The 14,925-nt window shown below is 65.3% G+C and carries 17 protein-coding genes; all 17 read left to right on the forward strand.

Annotated elements, in window-relative coordinates; all coding sequences use genetic code 11:
• The first annotated feature begins 90 nt into the window (after positions 1-90).
• The 17 genes from V9L17_RS18030 to V9L17_RS18110 all read left to right on the forward strand — a co-directional run bounded on the left by V9L17_RS18030 (position 91) and on the right by V9L17_RS18110 (position 14,901).
• A complete protein-coding gene (locus tag V9L17_RS18030) occupies positions 91-471 on the forward strand; it encodes a hypothetical protein (protein ID WP_337352365.1) in 381 nt (126 codons plus the stop codon).
• Positions 471-1,265: a hypothetical protein gene (locus V9L17_RS18035; protein WP_337352366.1), complete on the forward strand. Its 795-nt coding sequence runs from the start codon at positions 471-473 to the stop codon at positions 1,263-1,265. The genes V9L17_RS18030 and V9L17_RS18035 overlap by 1 nt, the downstream gene beginning before the upstream one ends.
• Positions 1,262-1,747: a hypothetical protein gene (locus V9L17_RS18040; protein ID WP_337352367.1), complete on the forward strand. Its 486-nt coding sequence runs from the start codon at positions 1,262-1,264 to the stop codon at positions 1,745-1,747. The genes V9L17_RS18035 and V9L17_RS18040 overlap by 4 nt, the downstream gene beginning before the upstream one ends.
• Before the next feature lie 10 nt (positions 1,748-1,757).
• Positions 1,758-2,033 (forward strand): hypothetical protein, encoded by a 276-nt coding sequence (locus tag V9L17_RS18045; RefSeq protein ID WP_337352368.1) that lies wholly within the window; start codon positions 1,758-1,760, stop codon positions 2,031-2,033.
• Positions 2,030-3,058 (forward strand): phage tail tube protein, encoded by a 1,029-nt coding sequence (locus V9L17_RS18050; protein ID WP_337352369.1) that lies wholly within the window; start codon positions 2,030-2,032, stop codon positions 3,056-3,058. Before V9L17_RS18045 ends, V9L17_RS18050 begins: the two co-directional genes overlap by 4 nt.
• Entirely contained in the window at positions 3,058-3,651 is a 594-nt protein-coding gene (locus V9L17_RS18055; RefSeq protein WP_337352370.1) for a hypothetical protein, read from the forward strand. Before V9L17_RS18050 ends, V9L17_RS18055 begins: the two co-directional genes overlap by 1 nt.
• Positions 3,652-3,655: 4 nt before the next feature.
• Complete coding sequence (locus V9L17_RS18060; protein ID WP_337352371.1) at positions 3,656-4,072, forward strand: hypothetical protein; 417 nt, start codon at positions 3,656-3,658, stop codon at positions 4,070-4,072.
• A gap of 188 nt (positions 4,073-4,260) precedes the next feature.
• Positions 4,261-6,810, forward strand: a complete 2,550-nt coding sequence (locus V9L17_RS18065) for a phage tail tape measure protein (RefSeq protein ID WP_337352372.1) — start codon at positions 4,261-4,263, stop codon at positions 6,808-6,810.
• Between the two features lies 1 nt (position 6,811).
• A complete protein-coding gene (locus V9L17_RS18070) occupies positions 6,812-7,672 on the forward strand; it encodes a hypothetical protein (RefSeq protein WP_337352373.1) in 861 nt (286 codons plus the stop codon).
• Positions 7,663-8,814 (forward strand): hypothetical protein, encoded by a 1,152-nt coding sequence (locus V9L17_RS18075; protein WP_337352374.1) that lies wholly within the window; start codon positions 7,663-7,665, stop codon positions 8,812-8,814. The genes V9L17_RS18070 and V9L17_RS18075 overlap by 10 nt, the downstream gene beginning before the upstream one ends.
• A complete protein-coding gene (locus tag V9L17_RS18080; RefSeq protein ID WP_337352375.1) occupies positions 8,814-9,734 on the forward strand; it encodes a tail fiber domain-containing protein in 921 nt (306 codons plus the stop codon). The genes V9L17_RS18075 and V9L17_RS18080 overlap by 1 nt, the downstream gene beginning before the upstream one ends.
• Positions 9,731-10,792 (forward strand): hypothetical protein, encoded by a 1,062-nt coding sequence (locus tag V9L17_RS18085; RefSeq protein ID WP_337352376.1) that lies wholly within the window; start codon positions 9,731-9,733, stop codon positions 10,790-10,792. The genes V9L17_RS18080 and V9L17_RS18085 overlap by 4 nt, the downstream gene beginning before the upstream one ends.
• 30 nt (positions 10,793-10,822) lie before the next feature.
• Entirely contained in the window at positions 10,823-11,041 is a 219-nt protein-coding gene (locus tag V9L17_RS18090; RefSeq protein WP_337352377.1) for a hypothetical protein, read from the forward strand.
• Complete coding sequence (locus V9L17_RS18095; protein WP_337352378.1) at positions 11,038-11,694, forward strand: hypothetical protein; 657 nt, start codon at positions 11,038-11,040, stop codon at positions 11,692-11,694. The genes V9L17_RS18090 and V9L17_RS18095 overlap by 4 nt, the downstream gene beginning before the upstream one ends.
• A complete protein-coding gene (locus tag V9L17_RS18100; RefSeq protein ID WP_337352379.1) occupies positions 11,691-12,539 on the forward strand; it encodes a hypothetical protein in 849 nt (282 codons plus the stop codon). The genes V9L17_RS18095 and V9L17_RS18100 overlap by 4 nt, the downstream gene beginning before the upstream one ends.
• Complete coding sequence (locus V9L17_RS18105; protein ID WP_337352380.1) at positions 12,536-12,865, forward strand: hypothetical protein; 330 nt, start codon at positions 12,536-12,538, stop codon at positions 12,863-12,865. Before V9L17_RS18100 ends, V9L17_RS18105 begins: the two co-directional genes overlap by 4 nt.
• Positions 12,866-12,876: 11 nt before the next feature.
• Complete coding sequence (locus V9L17_RS18110) at positions 12,877-14,901, forward strand: SGNH/GDSL hydrolase family protein (RefSeq protein ID WP_337352381.1); 2,025 nt, start codon at positions 12,877-12,879, stop codon at positions 14,899-14,901.
• Positions 14,902-14,925: the final 24 nt, after the last annotated feature.

Below are 14,925 nucleotides of genomic sequence, written 5' to 3' on the forward strand. Positions count from 1 at the left end.
CATCACCCCAAGACGCAGCGGGCGGCCCCTGACCACAGGGGCCGCCCGCTGCTCTCCACCCAGCACGAACCCTTTCAAAGGAGTTAGATCATGGCTGAAAAGAAGAAGACTGTACGGCTCGTTGGCCGCATCTCCGGAACACGTGACGGGGAGGACTGGCCCGCACCCGGCGAGACGATCGCCCTGCCAGAATCCGAGGCCAACCAGCTGCTTCGCAGCGGAATCGCCGTTGACCCGGACGTTGAGACCGCCACGGCCACCACCGCCGGAGTCGAGACCGCCACCACGAGAGGCAACCAGCCTCTGCGCCAGACCGCCGCCAGCGCCAAGGCAGAGGCCGACGCCCAGGCAGCAGCCAAGGCGAAAGCCGAAGCTGACGCCCAGGCAGCCGACGCCAAGCTCCTCGAGGAGCAGGCCAAGAAGACGGCTGCCGACGCTGACGCCGAAGCGAAAGCCGCGGCTAAGAAGTAATGGCATCCCTTGACCTCGGCGCGCTGGCTACGGTGAGGTGGCCCACCGCGCCGGATACCGGACCCTACGCGCTCGCGGTCAAGCGGCCGGACGGCACCACCTTGGACCCGGCACCCACAGTGACCGGGTACAAGGAGACCACCCTGGCGCAGTTCGCCCCGGCCATGGCTGGCAGGTATCTGCTGTCCTGGACGGCGGGCGGCGCCGGTGCCTACACCGATGTGCTGGACGTGTGGCCTGCAGATCCGCAGTTCCTCATCCCTCTGGATGAAGTGCTTGCGGGTCTGCGGCTGCCGGCCAACGCTGACCCTGCCAAGGCGCAGGACCTGCGCCTGTACGTGGCAGCGGCAACGCCGGTGATCGAAGACATCACCGGCCCGATGCTCGCCGCGACGAAGACCTTCACAACCTGGGGCGGCGGTTCGACCGTGGTCCTCCCGCATCTACCGAACCAGATCCTTGGCATCACGGCAGACAGCGTCCCGGTTGTGGACTACGTCCCTGACCTGGTCTCCGGCATCATCTACTGCGGCACCCGCACGGCGGTGACGGCTTTCCCAAGCGGCGAGCTGGTCATCACGTACCGCATCGGCAACGCGGAGATCCCGCCGAACATCAGGCTGGCCGCGCGCGAGCTGGTGCGGTTCTGGTGGCAGGGCGGCATGCAGGGATCGGGCGGAAACATCCGCAGCGCGGCACCCGAGGGCGACGCCTTCACACCGTCCGGGTACGCAGTGCCCCGCCGGGTCATGGAGCTGTGCGCACCGAATGAGCAGGTGGGCGGTTTCGCATGACAGACCTCACTCTGACACAGGCGACGCTCGGGCTGGCCTTCAAGAAGGCCTTCTATCAGGCGATCAAGACGCTGATGGCCGACGACTACGACACCGAACATGTGTACGTGGTGTTCGGCCAGCCGGCCACCTACAACCCGGAAGACATCGTCTCCTTCGGCAGGCTCTCGGTGGGGCAGCAGGCAGCGACGCTCTCAACCAACCGCAGCCGGGAAGAGACCCTGACCGTCGAGGTCACGGTGTCCTGCTTCCTCGGCGGCGACGAGGAGGCAGAGATCGCCACCGCGGAGCGGGCCTACGAGCTGCTTCGCCGCATCGAGCATCACGTTCGGATGACTGACACTACCCTCGGCGGCGTTGTCCGGCAGTGCTTCCTCACGTCCCACGAATCCGAAGGCGCCACGCCCGAGGACCTGATCGAACAGGGCCGCGTGACGGAAGTCGTCGCGACCTTCACCGCCCAAGCCCGCATATCGGCCTAGGAGAATCCCCATGCCAAGACTGAAGAACATATCCCCGCTCGGCGCGCTCGACGTCCCTCTGCTCCGCAGAGTCGTTGAAGCCGACGAGATTGTCGACGTCACCGAGGATCAGGCCCGCGTCCTGCTCCTCCAGCCCGACAACTACCAGCCAACAGATAAAGCGGCCAAGACGCTGGCCGCCGATCTGACGGCCCAGCAGGACGACGACGGGGCAGACAGCCACGACGGCGACAACGAGGACGCAGGCGGCCCAGCCAGCGGCGAAGGAGAGGGTGAAGACCAGTGACGACCCAGCTTGATTGCTCTGTGGGCCTGAAGAAGGAAACCACGTACGGCACGGCGGTGACCGTTGACCGCTTCCCCGAGTTCATCGACGAGTCCCTGGCGTGGAATCCCACGTTCGTCCAGGGCGCTGGCATGCGCGTAGGTTCCCGCGTCGCCCGTTCGGCCCGCCGTGTTCTGGCCAAGCAGTCCGCTGGCGGCGACATCAACGTCGAGCTGGTCAGCAAGGGCCTCGGTATCCTGCTCGAGGCGCTGTTCGGCACGGGCGTTTCCACCGCGGTACCCGGGCAGGCCGGTGTCTTCCAGCAGCTGTACACCCCGACGACCACGGACCCGCTGAACTCGTACACCATTCAGAAGGGCATTCCCACCCTGGGCGGCGGCGCGGCCACGGCCATGACGTTCCTTGGCGCGGTCTGCACCTCCGGCGAGTTCTCCGCGTCCAACGCTGACCTGGTGAAGCTGAAGACCACGTGGGACGCGAAGGAAGTAAAGACCGACGTCGCCTACGCGGCACCGTCCTACGTCGTGGGCGGCGAGTTGTTCCACTTCGCCCAGGGCGCGATCGTCGTCGGCGGATCACAGACCCCACCCACGGCGACGGCGCTTGCCACTGGCGGCACCGTCGCAGCAACGATCGAAGACTTCTCGGTCACGTTCGATAACAAGATCGACGACGGCGGGTTCACCTTCGGCGGTTCGGGCAAGCGCAACCGCAAGCCCGTCGTTGGCCTGGCCGATGTCAAGGGCAAGGTCACTGCCGAGTACAGCGACACCGTACTGCGGGACGCCTACCTCAACCAGTCAGCCCTCGGCCTGACTCTGACGTTCCTGTCCGCAACCACGATCGGCACGTCGGCGAAGTACGCGCTGCAGTTCCACTTCCCGGACATCCGCCTCGAAGGGGAACTGCCGAAGTCTGCCGGCGGATCGGTCGTCAAGCAGTCCATTGACTTCACCGTCCTGGACGGCCTGGCTGCGGGCTCGCCGATCTACGTCGCACTGGTCACCACCGACGCCACGATCTAATGGCCCGCGCTGCACACCAGCGCGGCGGTGGGCCTGATCTTCCGGAAATCACCATCACCTCCCCGAACATCCGGGAGGCGCTGGCGAGAGCCAAGGAGATCGGGCCCGCCGTCCAGCGGAACCTGCGCCGCAACCTCCGCGGCGTGGGCGACGACATCATCAAGGACCAGCGAGACATCCTGTCCGGCGCGAAGCCTGGCAACGCCCGCAAAGCCGGGATGCGGGTCAAACGCATCCAGCGCAAGGGCAGCGGCAAGGCCTACCTCCGGGCGGTCAACGTCTACAAAGCCGAGGCCGCCAGCCGGTCCCGCAGTACCGGGATGCGGGAACGGGTCAAGGCCGCGCTGAAGACCCGCGTCGTAGCCGGCGCCACCAGATCCGGGATCAGCGTCCGCGCTGACAAGTCAGTCGGCGGCCCGATGGTCAAGGTCTGGAACAAGAAAGTCATCCGGCACCCAGTGTTCGGAAACAAAGAATCATTCGTCAAGCAGTTCGGCCAGCCCTACTGGTGGGAACCGATCAAGCGCGGACGCGTCGACGCGAAAGAGAAAGCGCTCGCCGCGATCGAAGACGCACTCAACGGAAAAGGGTAAAAGCGTGAAGCTCATTGTTGGAGATAAGAAGTACCCGCTGCAGGAAGCGATCCAGGGCGCGACCCTCCGCAACCTGTACACCCTCAAGATCCAGACCAAAGGCGACGGCCACCCCGGCATCGGCATCAAGTCCCTGCGGGATGCCTTCCAGCGGATGCAGGACAACGCCCCGAAAGACGGCACACCGGCTGACCCGCTGGACTTCCTCGAAGACGCCGAGAACCTGCTCGCGCTCCAGGCCATGGTGTGGCTGTGCAAGCGCCACGCCGGCGAGTCCGTGACCGTGTCCGAAGCCAACGACTTCCCCCTCTCCAAGATCGGTTTCGAAGCCGACGAGACGGAGGCCGCGGCCGAGGACCCTACGGTGGCCCGGACGGATACCGTTCCGGGCGCAGAGCCAGCCGCAGCAGCAGCCAGCTAGACGAGGCTGACGACATCGAGGCGTCCATCTACCGATGGATCACCACGATCTCCCATGTCTGGCCCGGTATCACCCCGCTGAACGTCTGGGACCTGCCCTACCTGATGTGGCTGAAGTTCGTAGCGAACGCAGCCGCCTGGGAAGAACAGCAGGACAAAGCCCGGAAACGATAAGGAAGGCGGTCCCTGGTGGCAACCCAGCAACTGCTGTTCGACATTCTGGCCACGTCCAAGGGCGTCGATAAGACATTCCAGGAAGTCGCCAACTCGGCAGACTCCATGGTCGGGAAGCTCGGCGCGGCAGGGTCCAAAGCCACCGCAGCACTGTTCTCCCCGATGGCGGCGGGCGCGGCCGGCGGCATCGCTGGCGCGGCCCTGATGAAGGGCTTGACCACGGCCATCAACATGGACTCGGTCACCTCCACCATGACGGCAGGCCTGAACCTCGCCGCTCCGGAAGCCGCCAAGGCGGGAGAGACCGCCGGCCAGATGTACGCCGACGGCTACGGGGATTCCTTCGAAGCTGTCTCGGCCGGAGTCGGCGCCACCCTCTCCTCCATCAAGGGACTAGCGAGCCAGTCGCAGGCAGACATCGAATCCGTGACGACCAAGGTCATGGACCTCTCGGCCGCCTTCGAACTGGACGTTGGACGCACCGCGCAGGTAGCCGGGCAGATGATCACCACCGGCCTGGCGAAGGACGGCGTGGAAGCCGCCGACCTGCTGGCCGCGGCACTGTCCAAAGTCCCGGTCAACGTCCGCGAAGACGTCCTCGATGCCGTGGACGAGTACGGCCCCATGTTCGCCAACCTCGGGATGTCCGGCGGCGAGGCCATGACACTGCTCGCGGACGCCTCCGCCAAGGGCGCCTACGGCATCGACAAGACCGGCGACGCGCTGAAGGAATTCACCATCCGCGCCACCGACATGTCCAAGGCAACGTCCGGCGCCTACGAGGCGCTGGGCATGGACCAGACCGACATGACCAACCAGCTGCTGGCCGGCGGCGACACTGCCCGTGCAGCGTTCGACAAGATCATCATGGGACTCGGCGACATCAAGGACCCGGCCCAGCAGTCACAGGCAGCGCTTGCACTGTTCGGTACCCCGATCGAAGATCTGGGCACCGCCGAGATCCCCAAGTTCATCGACTCCCTGCTGAACTCCCAGGAAGCCCTCGGCACCGTCGAAGGCTCAGCAGCAACCCTCGGAGAAAAGCTCCACTCAGGCCCGGGCGCCGCGTTCACCGAGCTGCAGCGCAAAGCCGAGACAAGCCTGGGTGCGCTCGGTGCGCAGATGCTTCCCATCCTGACGCCAATCCTCGAAGGGTTGCAGCAGTTCGCCCCCGTCATCGTCCCTGCAGTGATAGCTCTCGGCGCGCTCGCGGCCGTGATCGCCATCGTGAACTTCGTCATGGCCACGAACCCCGTTGTCTGGATCACCGTCGGGATCGTGGCGCTGATCGCCGCTATTGTCGCCCTGGTCATGAACTGGGACACCGTCGTAGCCTTCCTCACCCAAGCGTGGGGCGGCTTCGTCGGCTGGTTCCAGGGAATCATGGGCGGCTTCGCGAACTGGTGGAACGAGATCTGGGGCGGCCTGGGCAACTGGGTCACCGAGGTGTGGAACGGCCTGCTGGGTTTCCTGTCCGGGATCTGGGCTGCTATCTCCGCCGTGGTGATGGTCGGCGTGCACGCCGTGATGGACCCGATTATCTCCGGGGTAACTAATGTGTGGAACTTCATCACGTCGGTCTTCACTGCTATCGGCTCCTTTATCGGCGGCGTCTGGAACTGGATCGTTTCTCTGGTCGGCAACATCATTGCCGCGTTCGTGCAAACCCACGGCGATCAGATCGCTGCCATCTGGAACAACATTGTGGCGGTCTTCACGGCCATCGGCGGGTTCTTCGTTGGGGTCTGGAACTGGTACGTGGGCATCATCACGGGCGCGCTGCAGGCGGTGTGGGGTGTGGTCTCCGCGATCTTCACCGCCGTATGGGGATTCATCTCCGGAGTGTTCACGGCCGTCGGCGGATTTATCGGTGGGGTCTGGAACAACATCGTCGCAGTCATCTCCGGCGCAGTGGGCGCCGTGTGGGGAGTAATCTCCTCCGGATTCTCCGCAGCATGGAACTTCATCTCCAGCGTCTTCGGGCAGGTCGCGGGATTCCTCGGCGGCATCTGGGGCAACATCGTGTCCGGCGTGTCCGGAATGATCGGGCAGGTCGGCGGGTTCTTCTCCGGGCTGTGGAGCACCATCACCGGGGCGCTGTCCGGCGCGGGGACCTGGCTCTTTAACGCTGGAAAGAACATCGTTGATGGCCTCTTCAACGGCATCAAGTCACTCGCCGGAACCATCGGAAACTTCTTCCTCAGCCTGCTGCCCGGGTGGATCGTGGAGCCGTTCAAAGTTGCGCTCGGCATTGCCTCCCCGTCGAAGGTCTTCGCCGGGTTCGGCGAGAACATCGGCGAAGGCATCCTGGTCGGCGTCGGCCGGACACAGGGCCGGATCGACGACCGCATGTCCACCCTGGTCACCGTCCCCGAGTTCGCCACGGCCGGCGGCTTCGGCAGCTCCGGAACCACCGGAGGCTACCGCGCCGGCGGGGGCTCCACGATCGATGACCTGATTCAGGCCATCCGGGAACAACGGCCGATACAAGTCAACGGGGCACCCGGCATGGACGAAGAGACACTGGCTCGGGCAGCCGCCGAACAACTGTTGTGGAAGGGGTGACATGGGCACCACTTCATTGACGGTGGACGGGCTGACGTTCAGCACTGACGGCTGGGTCAGCCCGTCCGGCTACACCCTGTGGCTCGATGACATCAAAGGCTGGGACGACGGTCCTTCGGTGCGTCGTGAACGGACTGAGCGGATGAACGCGCACGGCGAGTTCAGCGAACGGGCCTACCGCGGGGCCCGCCTGGTCACGATCGAAGGCGACGCTACTTGCCCGAATGAGGACGTGGCCGCTCTTGCCAAGCAGGAGCTGGCCGCCGTCCTAGCTGACGGGCTGAACGGCGTGCTGGAGGTGACGGACACGGCGACGGCGGACATGTCCATCGGCGCCGGACTGTTCAGTGATCCCAAGATCGGGATGAAGAACGACACCACCATCACCTACCAGTTCCAATTCCATTGCCCGAGGCCCCGCAAGTACGGGCTGCCAGTCACCGCCGTGACGGGCGTGGCCACCCCGGGCGGCGGCCTAGATTACCCTCTGGGCGATCCGCTGGACTACGGCACGGCTGGCGCCCCCGGCACGGTCACTCTGGCGAATCTGGGCACGGCAGACACTGCGCCGGCGTTCACTGTCGCCGCGGTCACCACGGACATGCCTTTCGGGTTCAGCATCACCCATGTCCAGTCCGGCCGGAAGCTCGTCTACTCTGACCCGATCCTGATCGGCCAGACAATCAGGCTCGACACCGCCGACGGCTCCGTCCTCCTCGAGGGATACGCCGACAGGTCCGGCAAGCTCACCGTCCGCGAGTGGACACGGCTGGCGCGTAAGACCGCCGGCACGTGGCTCTTCGAAGCGTCCGGTTCCATCGGTGCGCAGATGACAGTGGAAGTGAGGCCGGCATGGTGGTAGCCCCGGAGTTCAGGGTGTTCATCGGCAACATGGTCACTGGATCGATCACCGCTGACCTGCCGGTAGCCAGCCTGTCGTGGGGAATCAGGCTCAACGGCGCCGGCGCCATCGACATCACGACGAAGGCCCTGTCCGAGGAACTGCGGTCTAAAGACCTCCGGAACATCACCGCGACGAAAAAGAACTACCTCGCCGTAGCCTACGGGGACACCATCCTCGAAGCCGGGCCGATCTGGAAGAAGCACTACGACGTCAACACCGGCGTGCTGAAGCTCGGCGCGGAGGGCCTCTGGTCCATCCTGGACAAGATCAAGGCCCTGAACTGGGCGCAGATCGTCGGCGGCATGGCCGTGACCCGAACCAGTCTGGACTTCACCGGCCTATCCCTCGGCGGTGTCGCCCGCGAATACGTCAGGGTCTCCATCTTCGCCAACCCCCACAACCCCGGACTCCCGATCGTCCTCCCGGCCGTGGCGGAAACCGGAAGCAACGAACGGCACCACAAAGGCTACGAACTGCCGTACCTCGGTGACCTGCTGCGAAAGCTCACCCAGGTGGAGGACGGCCCGGACATCGCCTTCCGGCCACGGTACAACGCCGCGGACCTGACCCGCATCGAATGGGTCATGACCCACGGCAGCACGGCATCGCCCCTGCTGTACCAGGTCGGCGCTGACTGGGTATGGGACGGCACGACCGAAGAGTCGGGCGTATCCGGGATCGGCGTGGCCGAAGACGCCACTGGGATGGCCGATCGGGTCTGGCAGCCAGGCGCGGGCTCCGAACTGGAAATGAAGCTAGCCAGTGCCCAAGATCTGGATCTCATCCTCAACGCCGAATATCCATGGACCGAAGCTGACGCCGCGTCCAAGGACGTCGAAGACCAAGGCATCCTTCAGGCCCACGCCAACGCCGGCATGGCAGCAGCCCGCCGGCCGATCGAAACGTGGGACACCACCGTGCAAGCCAGCACGAACCCGATCCTGGGCGAGTACGAGCCCGGCGACTTCGCAATGATCATCGTCCCCGACGACCACCCCATGATCGCGCCCGGCCCCCGCCGCGTCCGCATCATGGCGATCGACGGAGACAACAGCCAAAAGGTGAAGCTCACCCCCGCACCGATGCCGGCAGGAGTGTAATGACCATCGACGCACCCCGCTCCATCCCTGACCCGGACCCCCGGAAACGAATAGGCGACAACAACAAGGACCACCAGCGCCGAACCAAGGAACTCGAACGCGGCGCCCCGCAACGGTCCATGGCCATCTCAGACGACACCGGAGCCGGCATCCGCGCCGACGAAACAGGTTTCTACACAGTGGATGCCGCCGGCAATGTCATCGGAATCTTCCAAACCGCCGACGGCGCGTTTGTCATCCAGGACTCCGCAGCCACCCCAATGGCACGATTCGGCCCACTGCTCTCCGACCCGGGCAACTTCGGCGGCGAGATCTGGGACGACGTCAACAGCGTATGGGTCAAGCTCGTCACCGGCGCCTCAACCTCCTGGGCAGCCATCACCGGCAAGCCGGCCACCTTCACACCCACGGCCCACACCCACGCCGGCAGCGACGTCACGTCAGCCGTGGCGCTCGCCGATGGCTCGGCCTACGCCTTCAACAACAATGTTGCCGGCACGACGTTCTACGCCGTATGGGTGGGCAACGACGGCGGCAACCACCTCGGGAAGAACACCTCATCCATGAGGTACAAGCAGAATGTCCGGCCCTACGCGGTGGACCCCGAGAAGGTCCTCCAGCTGGAACCGAAGATCTTCGACCGCAAACCGGTCCGAATCCCCACACCAGAGGGGCAGGAAGGCCCGGACCAGATGGTCACGGGTGCCACCGACGAATACGGGCTGATCGCCGAAGAAGTCCACGAGCTCGTGCCCGAAATCGTGGTCTGGTACGAGGGCGAGATCGACGGCATCCGCTACGACCTGCTGGCGCTGGCCCTGCTGGATGTGGCCAAGGACCAGGACCGCCAACTCAATGAACAAGACGACAGGCTTGCTGCCCTTGAGGCTGCGGTCATTGCACTGGGAGGAACACTATGACGGTCAACAGAGGACCCGGCGTTGCGCCCATCGCGGGCGTAGGTACTACCACGGTCGAGCACCGGCTCCAGCTGGCTGGCCTGTATGCGGAGAACGCCCCGGGCGTCCCCCGTTCCGGCGTGCTGGGGCAGGCAACCGACCAGCTGGTCATAGCCAAGGCCGATTGGTCCTATGACATCGGGCCCGCTCCATTGGTCATCAACCGGACCGCAGGAGAAGGCGTCTACACGCCGACCCTTACGGGGACCACCAACGTTGCCACCGATGCTGCCCCGGGGTCGAACTCACGCTGGGACCTGATCTACGTCAAGCAGAACGACCAGGCCAAGGGCGACGCCGACAACGAAGCAGTGATCGACGTGGTGAAGGGAACCGCCGCGGCTTCCCCGACGAAGCCCACGGGCTCCCTTCCCGCAGGTGCCTACGTGATTGCCGAGGCCCGGATCTTCGCCGGCACGACTGGGACCTCCGACGGGTCAAATACGGTCACCCAAGTGTGGCGGCACACGGCGGCCCGTGGCGCGCGGATCACCATCCGCAACGCCACCGAGCGTGCCGAGATCACCGCGCCGACCAAGGGCCAGGAGATCCTGCGCACGGACATGAACCAGGTCAGCGCCTTCGGCACGGTCGAGCGGTGGAACGGTACAGGTTGGGACCACCTCGGTCACTCCGAGTGGACCTTCAGCGTGGCCGGCGTCCCATCGGCCACGGTCTGGGGCTCCTCGACCATGACCAACGATGCGGCGAACACCACAGACACCGCCTTCGTCACGACTCCTGGTACTGACCGGCTGACCCTCCGCGATGCGGGCACGTACGCCATCGACGTCGCTGCCTCATTCGGAGTGACCGGAAACGGACGGTCCTTCATGCAGCTGATGAACGGCGCCACCAACGTCAAACGGCAACCGAACACAGGCGAAGACACCGGCGGTGTCAGCGTGGCGAACTACAAGTGCGCAGCGAACACCACCCTGTTCTTCACCTCCTACATCTCGCTGGCGTCTGGGACAACAACCTGGGCCGGCCGCGTCCGCGTAACGAGGATCGCGTGATGTGTCCCGATTCAAAGGAGGGCTAAACGTGTGGACGCTGGGATTCTCGATCTCGTCAAGACCGTCGGCGGAGTCCTGCTCTCGACCGGCGGCGCCCTCGGGCTGTACCTCATCTTCCGAAGGATCGATGGGGAAATCAAAGAGTCACTACGCAAGGACAACGCCGAACTCCGGAAGGAGAACCGGGATCTGCGTGCGGATCTCCGAAAGGCAGAAGGCCGCGACGACGAAGAAGGCGAGGAAAAATGAGCGCATCTGCACCTAGGGAATTCCCCCCACGCTGGGCGCTGTTCGCCTGCGTCCTGGCCATCGCTCTCGGCGTGGGGTTCCTTGGCTTCAACCAATGGGTCGCCACGCAGGACCGCAACACCGCGCAGTCCAACGCGGCCACGCTCGCCCAGGAGATCAAGAGGATCTGCACCGACGAGGGCAGCTTCACGATCGACAACCGGGACGTCTGCGTCAAGGGTGAATCCGTCCTCGAGAACCCCACCGAATCCATCGCGGGGCCAAAGGGCGACACCGGCCCGGCAGGCCCGCCCGGAGAGGACGGCGCGGACGGGGCAACGGGACCGCCCGGGACCGCAGGAGCAGCCGGCGCAGGAGGCCCGCCAGGACCTGAAGGCGTCCCAGGACCCACAGGCGCAGCAGGGTTACCAGGTGCGACCGGAGCCAGCGGCGCAGACGGCCAGCCCGGACCACCCGGACCGCAGGGCGAACCCGGCCCGGCAGGCCCGGCGGGCCCCGCAGGCGCAGACGGAGCACCAGGCGCGGACGGCGCCACAGGTCCGGCGCCGGAGTCCTTCACCTTCACCGACGCCACAGGCACCAGCTACACCTGCACACCGAACCCGCCCGGTTCGGCCACCTACACCTGCGCCGCGGAAGGGATCACCCCATGACGACGATCACCGAACAGCAGATGATGCAACTCGTACTGACCCTCAACGGCACCTACACCAACGTGGACGGCGCCTTCGGTAATCAGTGCTGGGACTCCACAGCACGAATCGCCCAACTCCTGAACCTGCCGGTCATCAATACCGGCGGTGACGGACGCTGGCCCGGCTGGGCCGGGAACATGGTTGACGCATTCCCGCAGTCTCCGGAGATAGCCGCCGCCTACGAGCTGCTGCCGCCCGAAGCAACCGTCATGCCCGGGGACACCCTGGTGTGGGGCGACTCCAACCAGGTCTGGTACCCCAAGACCCACGTGGCGAACGCCGTCAAGCAGGAGACCGGCAACGGCTGGCTCCTGTGCCTCTCGCAGAACAGCTCAGCAGCGCGGCCCGACCTGCCGGGATACGACCTCGACTCGACCGGCCCAATCATCCTCCAGCACCTTCCCAAGAAGGGACTGATCGGGATCATCCGCCCACGCGGCGGGACCATCACCCTGGCTTCGGCCATCATCACCGCACTAGAGGAGGCCGGAATGGCACTTGAACATGACGACAAAGTCTTTGTCCAGCTGGTTGTAAACGGGATGGGCGACCGCGTCATCCTCGACAACCGGGCCCAGATCAAAGCCGCCACGGACATCCAGCTCAACGCGCTGGCCGCGGCAACGTACGAACTCAAGAAGTGGGACCACGAGACGGACAACTCCACCGGCGACCGGGTGATCAACGACTTCCGCGCACGCCTCGACGCCGGCTTCGAAACCATCCGCGGTGAGCTGGTGGACCTCGAAGGCGCAGCCCTTCCCGAAGCCGCAGACTTCATCGGGAAGGAACTGCCCCAGTGAACGAGTTCCTGAACCTCGGCACGCCCGCGCTCTGGGCGCTCGCCGTGGGCTTCTTCAGCCCGCCGGTCATTAGCACGATCCAGCAGTCCCGGTGGTCCGAACGGACCCAGGCGCTGGTGGCCTTCGGTTTCTATCTGCTGGTGGCCGCGGTGACCGCCTACGTGCTGGGTCTCTTCACCACCCTGGACGTGCTGCGGCTTGCGCTGCTGATCTTCCTCGCCGCCGGCAGTAGCTACAAGACGCTCTGGAAACCGACCGGCATCAGCCCCGCGATTGAACGTGTGACCTCCCCGAAGGACAACGCCCCGGAACACCGGGCAGGATAGGAGCTTTCCCCATGGGCTTTCCCCCAGGCATGGTGCTGAACACCATCGCGTTTGGCATCCCGCTCACCGCCACCGGCAAGGACGTCGTCACGAAGGTGACCGTCAAGCCGACCTCGCGCGTGATCTGGGCAGCCACCGGCCAGCCGCTGCCGGAGTTCTCCGACTCCTTCACAGCCGAAGCCGGCCAGCTCGGCCAGTTCCAGGTTCCCGCGGTGGACCAGCCCGGCTTCATCGACTCGGCCGGCAACGCCGTGACCGATTTCGCCTATCAGATCAGCGCATCCTGGGAGTACGCCAACGAACGCCCGATCAACTGGAACAAGAACCTCAAGCCGCTGCAGGGGCAGTCAGGCGTGATCGATCTGGACCTGGTTCCGGACGGCCCGGTGTCCATTCCGGTCACCGCTCCGACTGCGGCCATGCTCGGCTTCAACGGCCGGACCGGCTTTGTCACGCTGCAGGAATCGGACCTGCCGGAGCGGCTCTCGGAAGGCGAACTTTCTGCCACGATTCTTTCTGAGGTTGAGGCTCCTATTGCAGGCAGCCTGCTCGACGGTTCCCGTTACATCGGGCAGGGTGATTCCAACACCCAGCAGTTCGACAACCAGACCGATCCCAAGTACCGCAGCTCGTGGTGCTCGCTCGCCAGCGTCCTGTCCAACGGTGCTCTGCGGCTGGTCAAAAACTCCGGCGTCGGCGGGTATAACTCCACCCAGCTCAAGAACCTCTTCGACGCTGATGTCCTCGCCCACAACCCGACTCTGGTGTCTCTTATGCCCGGACGAAATGACGGGCAGGGCGCGGGCTACCCGTCCGAGATGATCGACTACGTCACCGAGGCCCACGCCAAGTGCAAAGCGGCGGGCGTCGGCCTGTTCCTGGTCAACACCGTCCCGCAGGGGCAGGCTGCCCTTGCTGCGCCCACGGGTGTCACGGCGCAGCTCGCGTCCTCCATCGCCGGGGTACTCGTGCCTCGCACTTACCGGTTCAAGGTCACCGCCGGCAACGGCCCGGTACAGTCCACTCCGACCGGCGAGACCCTGCCGTCCGCCGCCGTGTCCGTCGTCGTGGCCAACACAACTAGCGCTGTCCGGGTCTACTGGGACCACGTCAAGGGCGCCAACTTCTACGGAATCTACTGCGAAACCTCTGACGGGTCCGGGGTCTACGGGCTGCTGGGCTATGTCCCCGCGTCCGCCTCGCCCGGGTACTCCGTGGGGCACCGCTGGATCCAGTCCTCCGCGGTGGGCGCGTTGGGTGCCGAACCGCCGTCGTCCAACACCACTGCGCTGGCCAGCAGCCAGCAGGCCAACCGGGCACGGATCAACGCGTGGCTGTCCCAGTACGCCGCCAAGCACAACATCCCGCTGGTTGACATCTACTCCAAACTGGTGGACCCGGCAACGGGCATGTTCCAGACCGGGCTTACGTGGGACGGAACGCACCTAAACGGGGAAGCGTCCAAGATCGTGGCTGACGCCGTGTGGGCGACCGTCGGGCCGCTGCTCCGCCCGCACACGCCGCCGCTCATGACCAGCGCAGCAGACCCGCTGAACCTGGACACCAACGGCACGTTCGCCACCGGCACAGCCAACCTGCCCACTGGCTGGGTAGCGACCAATACCCCCACCTACGAGGCTGGACAGACCACCCACACCCGGGCCGCCCGGACGGGGTTCGTCGGGAACGCCCTGGCGGTGAGCGGCGCCGTACCTATCGTGGTCACCGACGTAGGCCCAAACCTGACAGGGGTCACTGCCGGGGACAAGCTCCGCGTGGCCGGCATGATCGAAACCACCCTCGCCACGGGCGGCGGCACCTTCTCGCTAGCCCTCAAGGATCAGGCAGGGAATGTCCTGACAGAATGGAAGGTAGTGGCCGCAGACATGCCGCCCAGGGCCTTCACCACCGAGGCAACCGTCCCAGCCGGCGCGACATCGCTGCACTGGGAAGCCGTCCTCGCTGGCAGGGGCCCGATCTACTTCGGCCAGCTCTCCATCCTGAACCTGACCACAAACGCCTGGCTTGACCTCTAAACCGTGTGACTTGAGTTCTGCAAT

It is taken from the genome of Pseudarthrobacter sp. CCNWLW207 (assembly GCF_037203945.1).
In the GTDB taxonomy this organism is placed as follows: domain Bacteria; phylum Actinomycetota; class Actinomycetes; order Actinomycetales; family Micrococcaceae; genus Arthrobacter.

Excerpts from the sequence above, each read along its gene's own strand:
- V9L17_RS18100 (WP_337352379.1), top strand. The coding sequence starts at position 11,691 with ATGACGACGATCACCGAACAGCAGATGATGCAACTCGTACTGACCCTC.
- V9L17_RS18070 (WP_337352373.1), top strand. The coding sequence starts at position 6,812 with ATGGGCACCACTTCATTGACGGTGGACGGGCTGACGTTCAGCACTGAC.
- V9L17_RS18030 (WP_337352365.1), top strand. The coding sequence starts at position 91 with ATGGCTGAAAAGAAGAAGACTGTACGGCTCGTTGGCCGCATCTCCGGA.
- V9L17_RS18055 (WP_337352370.1), top strand. The coding sequence starts at position 3,058 with ATGGCCCGCGCTGCACACCAGCGCGGCGGTGGGCCTGATCTTCCGGAA.
- V9L17_RS18075 (WP_337352374.1), top strand. The coding sequence starts at position 7,663 with ATGGTGGTAGCCCCGGAGTTCAGGGTGTTCATCGGCAACATGGTCACT.
- V9L17_RS18080 (WP_337352375.1), top strand. The coding sequence starts at position 8,814 with ATGACCATCGACGCACCCCGCTCCATCCCTGACCCGGACCCCCGGAAA.
- V9L17_RS18095 (WP_337352378.1), top strand. The coding sequence starts at position 11,038 with ATGAGCGCATCTGCACCTAGGGAATTCCCCCCACGCTGGGCGCTGTTC.
- V9L17_RS18035 (WP_337352366.1), top strand. The coding sequence starts at position 471 with ATGGCATCCCTTGACCTCGGCGCGCTGGCTACGGTGAGGTGGCCCACC.
- V9L17_RS18045 (WP_337352368.1), top strand. The coding sequence starts at position 1,758 with ATGCCAAGACTGAAGAACATATCCCCGCTCGGCGCGCTCGACGTCCCT.
- V9L17_RS18040 (WP_337352367.1), top strand. The coding sequence starts at position 1,262 with ATGACAGACCTCACTCTGACACAGGCGACGCTCGGGCTGGCCTTCAAG.
- V9L17_RS18110 (WP_337352381.1), top strand. The coding sequence starts at position 12,877 with ATGGGCTTTCCCCCAGGCATGGTGCTGAACACCATCGCGTTTGGCATC.
- V9L17_RS18085 (WP_337352376.1), top strand. The coding sequence starts at position 9,731 with ATGACGGTCAACAGAGGACCCGGCGTTGCGCCCATCGCGGGCGTAGGT.